Here is a 15,134-nt window from a genome sequence, read left to right on the forward strand (position 1 = left end):
GCGCCGATGGTACTGGCCAACCGGCCGGGAGCGTAGGTCCCCGACTGCTCGTTATTATATAGCCCTTTGCGCCCTGCGCAAAGGGCTTTCTTTGTAGAAAAAAGATGGAGCTCCCACAAAAAAATATTTTATAGTTGGCAGATGTTTTTCTATAGGCATTAAATTCGCTATATTATAGGCAATTGATTGATATCAATTTTGAGTCTTTTTCTAGTGATAAATACTTTTCAATCCGATTTAAGGACATGGATTTTTCTTCTTTTATAACCCGCTATAAGACAAAGCTGCATAACTTATTTAATGTCCAGAACGATATTGATGAGATAAGTCTGGATCGTGGGTTGCCTCGGGATATTATAGATGAGGCAATGAATTGTAAGCCTCTCAGCGTTTTTATCCCGGAAGAGTATGGTGGGCGGGGAGCACAGACACACGAGGCGCTTTCGATGTTAGAAGTTAGTTCTTACGAATCGCTTCCACTTTCCTTGATGATGGGTATTAATGGAGCGTTATTTCTACAACCGGTCGTTAACTATGGTTCTGAGCAAATAAAGCAATCTATTTTTGATCGTTTTCTTCAGGAAAACAACATGGGTGGGTTGATGATTACGGAGCCAAACTACGGTTCTGATGCCCTACACATGGAAACTTCTTTTAGGAAGGTGCAAAATAATGGTGAAGCTGTATATAATGTGTCCGGTACCAAACATTGGGCGGGACTAACTGGGGCCGCTGACTTTTGGCTTATCACTGCTCGTAAAGAAAATGGAGGTGGAAAGCTCGGACGAGATATTAATTTCTTTATTCATGACAGCCGCCGTGGAGGTATTGAAGTTGAAGAGTATTACAATAATTTAGGACTTTACATGCTTCCGTATGGACGTAACAACATCAATATTACAGTACCGGAAGAGTATAGGCTGCAACCAAAATCTATTGGCATTAAAATGATGCTTGATGTGTTGCACCGCAGCCGCCTTCAATTTCCTGGAATGGGCATGGGCTTTTTAAAACGTATGTTAGATGAAGCCATAACTCATTGTAAAGAACGGTACGTGGGGGGGCAAAGTTTATTCAATTATGACCAGGTGAAAAAGCGCATTACCCGACTCCAATCATCGTTTACCATCTGTTCAGCCATGTGTGCGTTTACGAGCGAGAATGTACCTATCAATAAAGATGTATCCGATATGGATTTAACTGCAAATGCTATTAAATCTTATACCACTGATTTAATGCATCAGGCTGCCCAGTCATTGGTACAGTTAAGTGGTGCAAAAGGATATCGATTGGATAATATTGCCGGCCGGTCAATGGTTGACAGCCGTTCTTTTCAGATATTCGAGGGATCCAATGATATTTTGTATCAACAAATATCTGAATCAGTCTTGAAGAATATGCGCAAGTTGAATTTGCGTAACCTCTATACTTTTTTGAGTGATTTTAGACTAACCGAGCGTGCTGCTGATTATTTCTCAGATTTGCTGGATTTTAAAATTAACCAAAAACTTACACAAGATCGGTTGGTAGAATTGGGTCGTATTTTGAGCCGAATCATTTCGCTGGAATTCACCCTTCGATTGGGAGATAAGGATTTTAATCAGAAATTGATTAATAATGCTGTTAAGGTCTTGAGAACAGATGTTAAGCGGATGACAGCGTCATTTGTTCGTGACGAAGCGGCTGAGGTGGTAGAAGATTACGAAGAATCCAGTTCGTGGTTGGACTCCATTACTCCGGAACTTGTTCACAGTTAGTAACACCAATTCTTAGTACTGATGAAAAAGATTGTTGTGCTCACCGGTGCGGGGATGAGCGCAGACAGCGGACTCAAAACATTTCGTGGTTCCGATGGTTTGTGGGAAGGGCATGACGTGAGCGAAGTGGCAACTCCCCAAGCTTGGCAAAGAGATAAAGAGCTAGTACTAAAGTTTTACAATGAGCGAAGACAACAAGCTCACGCTGTAGATCCTAATGAAGGTCATACTGCCCTAAATAAGCTTGAACAGCAGTACGATGTACAAATTATAACACAGAATGTAGATAGCCTCCATGAGCAAGCCGGCTCATCACAGGTCCTGCATTTACATGGGCAGCTGTCAAAAGTCAGGAGTGAAAAAGATCGTTCCTTGGTTTATGAGATCGGTGGCGATACAATTGAACTGGGGGATACGGCCGAAGATGGTGCTCAGCTGCGTCCGCATGTCGTATGGTTTGGAGAACCGGTTCCAAATATGCGAAAAGCATCCAAAATTATGCCGGAAGCCGATATATTAATTGTTATCGGTACTTCGTTGGTGGTATATCCTGCTGCGGGATTGGTAGACTTGGTTCCCGACGGTATTCCAAAATATGTTATAGACCCTGCTACTCCGGAATTGATTGATGAAGAATGGAATCATTTGCAAAAACGAGCTGAGAACGGAACTCCAGAATTAGTTAATATACTTTTAGAAAACTAACACAATAATTTTTTTAGTTAATATTTATGGCTGATTATTTAGCTAGTGATGAAGAAAAAGAAGTACTCGAAAAATACTTACTACAGTTTTTGAATCTTGAAAAACGATACCCATTGTTACCGGGTATAGAAAATGAAGAAGCCATAGCTGGCTTAATGGGGCTTGAACACAGTGAGCTAAAGAAGTTGCGCGATCGATTTAGTTCAAATGCAAAGCAGGCTGCTATTGAGCTTCTTGAGGATCCTGAAGTAGCTGAGTGGATTGAGGAACTTCCCTTTGAAGATGGAGATACTATCGTGGCTCTCGGTGATTCTATAACTGATGACCTCCAGAGTTGGTTTCATATTTTTGAGCATGTACTTGAGATAGGGCTGGAAGGAAGTGAATATACCTTTATTAACAGTGGTGTGTCGTATAATAGTTCTACTGAGGCACTCAAGCGATTGAACCGAGATGTGCTGGATCACGAACCGGACTGGGTCATTGTGGCACTTGGTACTTTTGATGCACAGCGGTTGCATGTAGCTCCTGATCGCCCCATGGTTTCACTTGCTGATTACTGGGAAAACCTAAATACTATTGAAGCGAATGTTTCGGAAGTTACGGATAACCCACTTATTTGGATGACGCCACCGCCCGTTATTACAGAGATGCTGCAACAAATTCGGTTGTTTAATTTCAATTTGTTTGAAGAAGACTTGAGTAGTATCCGGGAGATTTTGACGGGCAAGAAAGGATACATTATAGATCCTTTGGGAGAGAGAATGCACGACGAAGACCAAGAAGAGCACGAAGGTGAAGAAAATGGAGGGCCAGCACCATGGAATTACCTCAGTGACGGTCTCCATCCATCACTTTCTGGTCACACAAACACAGTTAAAGAGCTAGTACGATTTTTAGCATTGGCAAAAGATCCCGAAGAAGGAGCCCAGCTGGAAACTCCGGACGATTTTGATACAGGAGAAGACGAAGATTAAAAACCTAGCTGTAGTTGTACAATGTTGATTGCCGGTCGGTGGGTAACTGTTACCGACTGGCTATTCATTGTCTTTTGCTCAATCATATCAGGTTTCAGCATACCTACTTGAAGAGACTCAGATTTATTGCTGTAGGTTATCAATCCGCCAACATCTTGTTGGGATATTGAAGTCTGCTGCCCGTAGTTGGGACCTGTAGCAAATACAAATGTATCAATAAGTCCAAAGCCAAAACCAGCCCAAGCGCCAACCCCCGACCCATATTGTAATGCATCAAGAAGTGGATTTTGACCAACAAGCGCAATAGAAGAAGCTATGATTGCGCCACCAGCTGCACCGTAAATAGTGTCGAGCAGTACAATTACCGAAGAGTTAGTACCGTCGTTAAAAGTACCGGAAATATAAAACTGTTGACCTGCATCTACTTGTGTAATATCATAAATTCCTATTCCGATGCCGTAAAGTGTGCCACCGCCGAGCCCTACGCGTACAGGAGCAAGGTCTTCGCTATTTTTAAGAGCCATGGTAGCTCCTCCGAGCAGTACTCCATTAATGGCTCCATTTAATGTGTTGCTGCCCAAAAGTTTAATAGATTGAGCAGATGAATTGAAAACAGGTCCCGTAATGAATGCAGCTGCTAAGAAAAGAGAAATTAAAAGTTTTTTCACGACTCTCATATTGTGATTAAAAATTAAAAAGTAATGTAGAAAATATACGATACTATTCCCACTACAGTACGTTTTATTCCGGGTCTTCTAAGGCAACCGGCAGGATTTTTCCATTATATAATTCAGATCCGTTGAGTGCAAAATCTGCAATATAGTCACCCATTTTTTTTGCGGATACTGGAGCTTCAATCCCCGGAAAAGCTTGTTCCAGCATTTCGGTTTGCACTGCTCCCAGACATAGCGCATTTGCTTTTATATTTTGATCAGATAATTCTACAGCCAGACATTCTGTAAGGGTACTTAAAGCCCCTTTGGAAACGCTGTATGCTGCCAGACCGGGAAATTTGGCACTTCCTTGAAAACCTCCCATACTGCTGATATTTACGATATGGGCACTTTCATTTAGTGATGGTAGCAATTGTTGTGTTAGGTTAACGGCAGTAATCAAATTACTCTCAATTTGAGCACGCCAATCAGACAGGGAAAGTTCGCTGAATGATTTATTAATAAGTGCACCGGCATTATTAATAATGATGTCAACACCGTTTTTGTACTCTTCTATACGCTTTGTCAGCTTTGCAACGGCTTGTTCATCTGTAAGATCTACAGGCATTGTGTAGATATACTCAGGATATTGCTCTTCGAGTGTAGCTAGTTTATCCTGGGATCTGGCTACTCCCATTACGTGATGTTCTTTGCTGGCAAGCGTTGTACAAATTTCAAATCCAATGCCACGACTAGCACCGGTTACTACTGCAAATTTTGACATAATTGTATGGTTCTTTGCCAGTGAAAGTAATAAGCTAATGTTGTTCTTACAATATTGATTTATCAAAAAAATTTAGCCTTCATTCGTTGTGTAAATGAACTAATTTCGGCATATTAATAACGCTTAATTTCGTTATTAATAGTTCAATAAAGTTGCTGTAATTTTATGTCGAAACTGGGTAATCGTCCGTTGGTTCCTCTTAATATTCGTGACCTTTCGCCATATGTGGCCGGCAAGACTATTGCCGAAGTGAAAGAAGAATACGACCCACCGGAAATTTCAAAGCTCGCATCCAACGAAAATAGGTTAGGGTGCAGTTCGCACGTGCAGCCACAGGTTGTTAAGGCAATGCAGGAAATTCAGGATTATCCAGATCCGGCATCGGGGCAATTACGCGAAGTATTAGCTGATGAAAATAATATCGATCCGGAGAATATTATTGTAGGTGCTGGATCAGAAAGCCTCATTGCCAATCTTTGTCGAACTTTCTTCTTGAATAACGAAGAAGCCGTAACTGCCGACGCTACCTTCGTCGGTTTTTTTGTGCAGGGTAATATTCGAGGCATATCTATAAAAAAGATTCCGGTAACTGATGATTACCGATACGACTTAAATGCTATGGCTGATGCCATTTCTGAGCGGACGAAGATGGTGTATATCGCCAATCCAAACAACCCAACCGGCACGTATATTACGAGATCAGAGTTTGAGCAATTTATGCGCAAGGTACCCAGTGACGTGCTGGTAGTCATGGATGAAGCCTATTTCGAATTTGCACAGGATGTATCTGACTATCCTCATTCACTGCGATACGATTTTGATAATGTGATTACCTTACGCACTTTTTCGAAAGCGTATGGATTGGCAGGTTTTCGAGTGGGATATGGTATTGCCTCGAAAAAGATTATTACCGAAATGATGAAAACAAAGTTGACTTTTGAACCAACAGTAGCAGCCCAGGCAGCTGCACTTGCGGCATTGGGAGATCCGGCTTTTCTAAAAAAAACCAAGGATGTAGTTAACGAGGGCAAAAAGAGACTCTACAAATTTTTTGAGGAGCACGGTGTATCATATGTTTCTTCAATATCTAATTCGGTAATGATGGTATTGCCTACCGAACAAGCAGCGATAGATTTTACGCAAAAGATGTTAGAGCAGGGGGTAATCCTGCGACGTATCAACGCTTTTGGATTACCGAATTGCGTGCGTATAACAATCGGTAGGAAAAAGGAGATGCGCCATTTTGAGCGGAGTTTTAAAAATCTTATAGAAGCACAAGAATTACCAAGTATTTAACTTAGATATTTATGTCAACCTCACAAACAAATAACAAAGAAATACCAACTACCGCAGCATCAGTTGACTGGAACAGAATTACTAAATTAATGCTGCGTTCACGGGCCATGGACGACAAAGAAGAGAATGAATTAGTACCCAACGGAGATGTATTATATCAATTTTCTGCTCGGGGACATGAACTGGGACAGATGTTATTAGGTTCACAATTGAACCACCAGCACGATGCTGCCAGTGCCTATTATCGTTCACGGCCGCTGTTGCTTTCACTGGGATTATCCCTAGAGGATGCCATGGCTGCTCCAATGGGCAAGTCCGGTGGTTATAGTGATGGTCGCGATATCGGTGTTGTATGTAATAAGCCGGGCATTGAGGGGGCAACTGTATTACCTATGGCCGGTGATGTGGGTTCCCAGTATACACCCGCTGTTGGATGGGCTCAGGGGATCCGGTATCATGCCCAAACGCTTGGTAATGAGGAGTATGAGAAAGCTATTTCAGTTGTATTGGGAGGTGAGGGGTCTGTAGCAACAAATGGTTTTTGGTCGGCTTTGACGATAGCAACTACCCAGGATTTGCCCATATTGTTTTATGTTGAGGATAACGGCTACGGGATCTCGGTGCCCGGTGAATATCAGACACCCGGCGGAAATATTGCTAACAACCTTTATTCATTTAAAAATATTCGCATTTTTGATGGTGACGGTACCGATCCGGTAGAATCCGCAGACCTTATTGACCAATCAGTAAGTTATGTACGTGACAGGAAGGGACCGGCCTTAATACATCTGACGATGCCACGGTTAAATGGTCATTCGTATCAGGATAACCAAGCCTACAAATCGGAAGAACTTATAGAAAAAGAACGCCAGAATGATCCGCTTGATAAGGTGAAATCGTTTCTAGTTCCGGATCAAATTTCTGAAAAGGAGTGGACAACATTTGAAGAGGATGCAGCAGATGATATTGAAGAAGCAAGCGAAGCGGCATTGGACCGTTCTGCTCCCGATAGCAGTGAGACGACACGGTATGCTTTTGAAGAAAAGAATGAAGATGGCAGTCCCGATATCCAAACAATTGGCGGACTGGCTCCATCTGATCATTCATTTCCGGAAAGTGCAACAACTCCTGAGCCAAGTAAACAGCGGATCAATATTGTAGAAGCTATTCGCAAAACGCTGGATTATGAGCTGGAGACTAATCCCAAACTGATGGTATTTGGGGAAGATGTAGCCGCCAAAGGCGGGGTACATGCTGCAACAATGGGGTTGCAGACTACCCATGGAGAGTCTCGTGTGTTTGATACCAGTTTATCAGAAGAGGGTATTATAGGTCGTGCTGTGGGGCTTGCTTACTCGGGGATGATGCCGGTGGCCGAAATTCAGTTTAGAAAATATGCCGATCCTGCTACTGAACAGTTAAATAACTGTGGTACTATCCGTTGGCGTACGGCCAATAAGTTTGCCGCACCCATTGTTGTTCGGATGCCCGGCGGCTTTGCAAAGTGTGGTGACCCGTGGCACAGTCTCTGTAACGAAGTATTCTTTGCTCATGCAGTTGGTTGGCAGTTGGCTATGCCAAGTAATGCCCGCGATGCTGTGGGGCTGCTACGGTCGGCTATGCGCAGTAATAATCCTACTATATTTTTTGAGCACCGAAATTTGTTGGATGCGAAGTATGCGCGTTGTCCTTATCCAGGAGACAAATATGTTGTGCCGTTTGGGGAAGCTCAAATTCTCCGAGAGGGTAATGATATTACCCTGGTTACTTGGGGCGCAATGTGTGAACAGTGCGAGCTTGCTGTTGAAGAATCAAATATTGATGCAGAAATTATTGACTTGCGTACGCTTATGCCGTGGGATAAAGAGGCGGTGTTGCGATCAGTACAGAAAACCAATCGTTGCTTAATTGTCCATGAGGACACACAAACGGCGGGATTTGGCGCAGAAATAAGTGCTATCCTTTCTCAAGAAGCATTTAAATATCTGGATGCACCCATCGAGCGACTTACTATGCCTGATATCCCTGTTCCCTACAATGTTGAGCTCATGGATTCCGTTTTGCCCGATAAGGGAAAAATTATTCAAAAAGCACAAGATTTGCTTTCTTTTTAAAAAGTACTCATTCTTTTAAGTAAGTTGGGATACATTTCATCGTCGGTACTTTTTGATATTCTATTAGCTCTTACAGAAAATTGATCTTGGGTAACGGCTTAACAAATCATTTATATGAAGCTTAGAACTAAATTGATACTGAGCTTTACGATTGTTGTAATTCTTGTTGGGGGAATAGGTATAACCTTTTCATACATCAATCAGTCGGTAAAAGATAAAGTTACATCCGAAAGTGAAGAGGCGATCCGCGAGGTTAATTTAGTTGGTGAAATGACAACACAGCTTTTTCGAAGTATTACCCAGATGCAGTATTTGCTTGGTAATCAGTACCGCAAGAGTCTGTCTATGAACTTTAGCAGAAGTGAAAAATCACCGGAAGCACTGAATGCAGAGTTAGATTCTACCCTTAACCGGTTTAAAAGTAGTTTTAGTCAGATGCAAAAGCTGGTTAAAAAAGATTCTGCGAAAAGCCAGACAGTGAATGGCCGAACTGCTCGAATGATATCGCTTTTAGACAGGTTACAAAATAAATTTCAAATTTATGCTTCTCTGACACAGCGATTTCAGCAACTAAGTTCCAAAAATTATGAGGATGGCAAAGAGTTCTTTACGGTGACCATTGAGCCTTTTTTCCGGAGTAATCTCATTCCGCTGATCGAGGATGTGCGCCGAGAAACGAAGATGAATCATGAGCAAAAAATTGCCAGCCTTAATGATCGGTTAGATAAAACAAGTTCTATTTTGGGATTTGCAACGTTGGCAGCTTTAGTTATAACTATTATCATTACCTCTTTTCTGTATCGTTCTATTGCCAATCCTGTTCAAAGAATTGCACAAGCTGCCCAAAAAATTGGTCAGGGTAACTTGGATGAGCGTATTGATTATCATTCCAATGATGAGTTGGGCCAGCTCAGCAATACCTTTGACGAGATGGTCGAGAGCCTGCAGGAAACTACGGTATCGCGTGATTATGTGGACAGCATTATTGAAGCTATGGCTGATCTGCTGGTTGTAACGGATAAAAATTATAATATAACCCGGGTTAATTCTGCGGGAGCGACCATGGTTGACAAGCAGGAAGATGAGCTATTGGGTCGTCCGCTTGGTACTATTTTTGATGAGCTGCCTGAAGACTTGTTGCAAGATAGTTCGGCAGAAGGCATAAAAAGCCGCAATGCAAAACTCTTTGTAGAAGAAACTTCAGAAATTCCGGTAAGTGTTTCCAAGGGCACCATCAAAGATAAATCAGGTGCTATATCGGGATATGTAATTGTTGCCAGTGATATTAGTTCTGAAATTGAGGCCCGTAAAAAGATATCTGAGTCACTAAAAGAGAAAGAAATTTTAATTAGTGAAATCCATCATCGGGTAAAGAATAATCTTGCCGTTATATCGGGATTAATAGAGATGCAGCTCTGGCAGGCTGAGAATAAATATGCCGTTTCGGCCCTGCAGCAAAGTCAGCTTCGGGTACAAAGCATTGCACTGGTTCATAAAAAACTATATCAGACGGATAATCTTTCCTTTATTAAGTTTAAAAAATATAGCCGTGAACTACTCAATGCTATTCGTAATACCTATCTTAGTGAAGATTCCGATATTGATATCAGTCTTCATGTTGATGATTTGGCATTGAATATTAACCAGGCCATTCCGTGTTCGCTGTTGATAAATGAGCTGGTTGTGAATGCTTTAAAGCACGCATTCGAGGATAGTAGTAAAGGGACTATTGAGGTAACATTACAAAAGGATGATTCTCATATTATTCTTCGCGTGCAGGATAATGGGCGTGGATTTGATGAAGATCCACAAGTAGATGAGTCACTGGGGCTCACACTCGTTTCTACGTTATCAAAACAGCTAGATGCAGAACTTTCTTTTAAAAATGACAATGGAGCTTTCATAGAAGTAAAATTTACTGCTGAAGATGTGGTAAACTCTTAAATTCCCTTTCTTAGATATTGGTATTATCCATTCTTGAAATTATCAATAAAGGTTTTAGTAAAGTCGGATAGCACCAGCCGCCCGCTTATCTCTGCGCGTTGCTCCAGTAGTTCGTCCCAGTTTTCTGTCCCTTCCCAAAATATTTTTTTCAATTCCTTCATAGCTTCTGGGCTGTAATCGGCAAGCTGCTCAGCCAACCGATCTACCTCTTGATCAAGGTCATCATGGGATTGACAAACATAAGAAAACAGCCCCTTTCTGCGAGCCCACTCAGCATCATTCCAGCTGCTGGCATCAACAGATAACGAGCTAAAAGCCGAAGTACCTACTTTCCGTTTTACAGCTGGTCCAACGACAAAAGGACCGATACCAAGGGCCAGCTCACTTAATTTTACCGAGGCTGCCTTGTGTGCAATGGTGTAATCTCCGGCAGCAGCAATACCAACCCCACCCCCGACTGTTTTACCCTGCACACGTACAATTGTCAGTTTTGGACACTGCCGCATGGCGTTAAGAACGTGAGCAAAGCCCATAAAAAAGTGTTTGCCTTCCTCGTAGTTATCAATGGCAATAAGCTCATCAAAGGAAGCGCCGGCACAAAAAGCCCCGTCTCCACGACTTTTCAAAACGATGACATTTGTATCGGGATTTTTACCTATGTCTGTGATTGTCTCCGCAAGTTCACGCAGCAGTTTACCAGGCAGTGAATTTCCTTTGGGATGGTAAAATTCAATGGTTCCGATGTTATTAGTGATGTCTGTAGTAATTTCTCCGTTTTGGGACATACTTACTTAAATATTTTTGGCCGCGCATGAGCGCGAGCTTAGGTTATTATTATCTATCTAAATCTGTATAAAATCTGCGGAAAATTAGTTTTCCTCTTCGAAAATATCCATATCCAAGGTGTGCTTACGCTTGATGAGTGTCAATATCGTGTATTCAGCGACAATCTCGTTATCCTGATTAGTGACTTCTACGTCCCAGTAAACAATACCAAAAGGAAATTTGTCTTTGGCTTTCTTTTGGCGGACAGTCTTCCGTTTTACAATCAGCTTTGCCTGAATGGTATCGCCGGGAGAAACCGGAGCCACAAATCGCAGGTTTTCTAATCCATAATTAAGTAATACGGGACCTTCATCAGGGTGAACAAACAAACCGGCTGTTGCTGAAAGTACAAAATATCCGTGGGCCACAATTTCTCCGAATAGGGAACGTGCTGCTGCATCCGGATCAGTATGGGCGTAAAACTCATCACCGCTCAGTTCGGCAAATTCTTCTATATCCTCTTTAGTAACTGTGCGTTTTTCGGTAGTACGGGCATCCCCCACCTCAAGTTCTTCAAAATACTGCTGGAAAGGATGGGTATCCGCTTCGTTCGTTTCGGCACCCTTGATATACTGATTGGTAATATTTTTGAGTGTGGTTGGGGATCCCTGCAATGCTACCCGCTGCATATTGTGGATAACGGCCCGTGCGCCGCCTTGTTCTTCGCCACCGCCCGCGCGGCCCGGTCCACCGTGAATAAGTTGTGGCATCGGAGAACCATGTCCGGTTGACTCATCAGCAGAGTCACGATTAATAACCATGAAACGACCATGGTAAGGGGCGCAGCCCAGCGTAATTTCGCGGGCAATATCATCATCCGCCGTAAATAGTGATCCTACCAGCGAACCATCAGCTTTATTGGCCAAGGCAATAGCTTCATCATTAGAGTCGTAAGGCATTACGGTAGTCATTGGTCCAAAAGCCTCAACCTTGTGGACTTCGTCAACATCCAGCGGCTGATGGCAAAGTAATACATGGGGACTTGTAAATGCTCCTTTTTGTTCGCCGTTACCGTAAACGGATTTTGTAACGTTGGTGAGCGTAGTAAGCTGTTCATCAAACCGATCGGCTTGTAACTTACTAGCCAAAGGACCCATTTGTGTCTCTTTTTCGGCAGGGTTTCCAATTGTTGTTTGATCAAGGTTTTCATTCAGGGCTTCAATGACATTATCTACTTGATTTTCCGGGACGATCGTCCGCCGAATGGCTGTACATTTTTGTCCTGTTTTTACGGTCATTTCTTCGGCTACTTCATCAATAAAGAGGTCAAACTCTTCCATATCTGGTGTTACATCCGAGCCGAGGATGGAGCAGTTCAGGGAATCAGCTTCCAGGTTAAAACGAACATTGTTGGCAACGATATTAGGATGGGCTTTAAGCTTGCGCCCTGTTTCTGCTGATCCTGTGAAGGCCACGGAATCCTGACTGTTCAGATGATCCAGCAGATCACCCGGTTTATCAGCGGCAATAAACTGAATGGAACCTTCAGGAAGAATTTCAGATTCTACCATGTCTTTGAATACATTATAAGCCAAGTATGAACCTACTGGTGATGGTTTGATAATAGCGGGCATCCCGGAAATAATGGTCGGGGCCAGCTTTTCCAACATTCCCCAAACCGGAAAGTTGAACGCATTAATGTGTACACCCACTCCGTGCCGCGGCACGCAGATATGTTGTCCCACAAAAGTACCCTCGCGCGACAGTTGCTCATGGCTCCCTTCGACATGGTAGGGCAGGTCAGAAAGATTGATCCGCGATTTGCTGGATAGGGAAAACATGCTGCCGATGCCACCCTCAATGTCAATCCATGAATCTTGTCGCGTTGCACCGGTATGCGTGGAAAGCTCGTAATAGTCTTCTTTACGTTTGAGTAGATATTGTGCCAAAAACTTGATTTTAAATGCCCGCTCGTGAATTGACATTGATCGGAGTTTAGGTCCGGCCTGCTGGCGGGCATATTCACAGGCACCTTTGTAGTCAAGATCGCCTTCTACCATTTGGGCGACCGTGTCACCGGTTACTGCGCTGATGAGATCGGTCTCTTTACCTTCGTTTATCCATTGGCCTTTAATATAACTTCGTACTTTCATAGTAAATACTTAATTGATGTTGAAGATATTACTCATGTGATTGTGAGAGAGCAGAGTAACCGCTGCGATTTTTAGAGGTTGATTCAGAATCAAAATGAAGATGCTTCCAATGATCCTCCATAACTATTCCTTTCTATTTCCCCATGTCTCATACTTAACCGACTGACTGGGATGATCTTCTGACTCCTCCCGCAGCGGTTCACATTCTTTGAGCGTATCATGTAATTGCTTGGGTAATTTTTGATACAGTTTTGTACCTTCTGTTTTCCATTTGATCATCTCATCGGATACATCTTTAACAATTTTTGCGGGATTCCCGACCACCAGTTTTCGCTTTGGAATGTCCATGCCTTCTTTCAAAAACGACATGGCTCCCACAATACACTCTGCTCCAAGATCTACATTATCCATGACGACGGAATTCATTCCCACAAGACAGTTCTGCCCGATATGTCCGCCGTGAATGATGGCTCCGTGCCCGATATGTGCACTTTCTTCGAGCACTACGGTTACACCGGGGAACATGTGAATAGTGCAGTTTTCCTGAACGTTGCACCCGTCTTTGATGATGATTTTACCCCAATCACCGCGAATGGCAGCTCCGGGCGCGATATAGACATCTTTGCCGATGACTACGTTACCTGTTACTGCTGCCTGTGGGTGTACATAAGCACTTTCGTCAACAACCGGCTTGTAACCATCAAATTCGTATATAGCCATTTTTGTTGGTTAATGGTTAGTAGTTTATGCTAGCTGTTATATTTATGTTTTTTCCAGAATCACCGCCATGCCTTGTCCTACGCCCACGCACAGGGTACACAGTGCATATTGCTTGTTCTGTTCGTGCAGCTCAATAGACGCTGTTTGCAGCAGTCGAGCTCCTGACATGCCCAGCGGGTGACCAAGAGCAATAGCTCCTCCGTGAGGATTCACACGGGGATCATCATCGTCAATACCTAACTCTCGCAGTACAGCTAAGCTTTGGGCTGCAAAGGCCTCATTAAGTTCAATAATATCAATATCATCAAGAGACAAGTTTGTACGACTTAACACTTTACGGCTGGCGCCTACCGGACCCATCCCCATAATACGGGGTTCCACACCCACCACGGCCGAAGCTACAATGCGGGCCATTGGTTCCAGGTCGAAATCCTTAATGGCCGAATCGCCGGCTACCAGCATAGCACAGGCCCCGTCGTTGATGCCACTGGCATTGCCGGGCGTGACTGATCCACCGTCACGGAATACTGCCGGTAGTTTATTAAGTACTTCCACCGTAGTTTCCGGGCGAATAAACTCATCTTCCTCAAAAATTTTGGGATCACTTTTTCTTTGGGGAATTTCCACTGGCATAATTTCTTTGGCCAGTCGACCGTTTTCGGTAGCGCGGGCTGCTTTCTGTTGTGATTGGGCCGCAAACTTATCTTGGTCTTCGCGGCTTACGCCAAATTTCTCTACAATATTTTCAGCTGTTTCGCCCATTGCTTCGCTGCCATACTCTTCGTCCATCTTGGGATTTACGAATCGCCATCCAAAGGTGGTATCATGCATCTCGTTGGTACCGGAGTAGGGCGCTGACCCTTTGCCCAGTACCATGGGCCCGCGGGTCATATGCTCCATGCCGCCCGTAATGAAGAGGTCACCTTCGCCTACGTTAATAGATTTATAAGCTTGTACGGTACTGCTCATGCCCGATGCGCAGAGCCGATTTACCGTTTCCCCGGGCACCGAAGTGGGTAGGCCTGCCAGCAGGGCAGCCATACGAGCTACGTTTCGATTATCTTCGCCTGCCTGGTTGGCGCATCCCAAAATAACATCTTCAATACGTTCGGGATCGATGTCACTATTACGATTCATGAGCTCTTTTATCGGTAGTGCTGCCAAGTCGTCAGCACGGATGGGAGAGAGCGATCCGCGATACTTTCCAATGGGAGTTCGGATAGCGTCAATAATATAAGCTTCAGACATAAGCTAGTAGAAAGTTTA

The 15,134-nt window shown here is 43.4% G+C and carries 12 protein-coding genes; 6 read left to right on the forward strand and 6 right to left on the reverse strand.

The features are described from left to right. The first annotated feature begins 245 nt into the window (after positions 1-245). The 3 genes from LX73_RS00005 to LX73_RS00015 are packed head-to-tail and all read left to right on the forward strand — an operon-like array spanning position 246 to position 3,439. Complete coding sequence (locus LX73_RS00005) at positions 246-1,757, forward strand: acyl-CoA dehydrogenase family protein (protein ID WP_148897416.1); 1,512 nt, start codon at positions 246-248, stop codon at positions 1,755-1,757. Between the two features lie 21 nt (positions 1,758-1,778). Further along, positions 1,779-2,462 (forward strand): Sir2 family NAD-dependent protein deacetylase, encoded by a 684-nt coding sequence (locus LX73_RS00010; RefSeq protein WP_148897417.1) that lies wholly within the window; start codon positions 1,779-1,781, stop codon positions 2,460-2,462. A 26-nt stretch (positions 2,463-2,488) separates the two neighbouring features. Continuing rightward, positions 2,489-3,439, forward strand: a complete 951-nt coding sequence (locus LX73_RS00015) for an SGNH/GDSL hydrolase family protein (protein WP_148897418.1) — start codon at positions 2,489-2,491, stop codon at positions 3,437-3,439. On the opposite strand, the gene LX73_RS00020 is transcribed toward LX73_RS00015, so the two are convergent. Together LX73_RS00020 and LX73_RS00025 are read right to left on the reverse strand one after the other, a co-directional pair. After that, positions 3,436-4,107 carry a hypothetical protein gene (locus LX73_RS00020; RefSeq protein WP_148897419.1) on the reverse strand — a complete coding sequence of 224 codons (672 nt, stop codon included), beginning with the start codon at positions 4,105-4,107 and terminating at the stop codon, positions 3,436-3,438. The genes LX73_RS00015 and LX73_RS00020 overlap by 4 nt on opposite strands. 73 nt (positions 4,108-4,180) lie before the next feature. Further along, on the reverse strand, positions 4,181-4,876 hold the full coding sequence (locus tag LX73_RS00025; protein ID WP_148897420.1) for an SDR family NAD(P)-dependent oxidoreductase: 696 nt from the start codon (positions 4,874-4,876) through the stop codon (positions 4,181-4,183). 165 nt (positions 4,877-5,041) lie between these two features. On the opposite strand from LX73_RS00025, the gene hisC reads away from it, so the two are divergent. The 3 genes from hisC (at position 5,042) to LX73_RS00040 (ending at position 10,230) form a co-directional block, all read left to right on the forward strand. Further along, positions 5,042-6,172, forward strand: a complete 1,131-nt coding sequence (hisC, locus tag LX73_RS00030; protein WP_148897421.1) for a histidinol-phosphate transaminase — start codon at positions 5,042-5,044, stop codon at positions 6,170-6,172. Positions 6,173-6,183: 11 nt separating this feature from the next. After that, positions 6,184-8,286, forward strand: a complete 2,103-nt coding sequence (locus tag LX73_RS00035; protein WP_148897422.1) for an alpha-ketoacid dehydrogenase subunit alpha/beta — start codon at positions 6,184-6,186, stop codon at positions 8,284-8,286. 114 nt (positions 8,287-8,400) lie between these two features. After that, positions 8,401-10,230 carry a sensor histidine kinase gene (locus LX73_RS00040; protein WP_148897423.1) on the forward strand — a complete coding sequence of 610 codons (1,830 nt, stop codon included), beginning with the start codon at positions 8,401-8,403 and terminating at the stop codon, positions 10,228-10,230. Between the two features lie 23 nt (positions 10,231-10,253). Here LX73_RS00040 and LX73_RS00045 read toward each other — a convergent pair whose 3' ends face one another. From LX73_RS00045 to pcaF, 4 genes are all read right to left on the reverse strand, one after another. Then, a complete protein-coding gene (locus LX73_RS00045) occupies positions 10,254-11,015 on the reverse strand; it encodes an enoyl-CoA hydratase/isomerase family protein (protein WP_148897424.1) in 762 nt (253 codons plus the stop codon). Positions 11,016-11,099: 84 nt separating this feature from the next. Beyond that, complete coding sequence (gene paaZ / locus LX73_RS00050; protein ID WP_148897425.1) at positions 11,100-13,148, reverse strand: phenylacetic acid degradation bifunctional protein PaaZ; 2,049 nt, start codon at positions 13,146-13,148, stop codon at positions 11,100-11,102. A gap of 123 nt (positions 13,149-13,271) precedes the next feature. Next, entirely contained in the window at positions 13,272-13,868 is a 597-nt protein-coding gene (locus LX73_RS00055) for an acyltransferase (protein WP_148897426.1), read from the reverse strand. 42 nt (positions 13,869-13,910) lie between these two features. After that, positions 13,911-15,116, reverse strand: coding sequence for a 3-oxoadipyl-CoA thiolase (gene pcaF / locus LX73_RS00060; RefSeq protein WP_148897427.1), 1,206 nt, complete (start codon positions 15,114-15,116; stop codon positions 13,911-13,913). Positions 15,117-15,134: the final 18 nt, after the last annotated feature.

The organism is Fodinibius salinus (genome assembly GCF_008124865.1).
GTDB lineage: Bacteria > Bacteroidota > Rhodothermia > Balneolales > Balneolaceae > Fodinibius > Fodinibius salinus.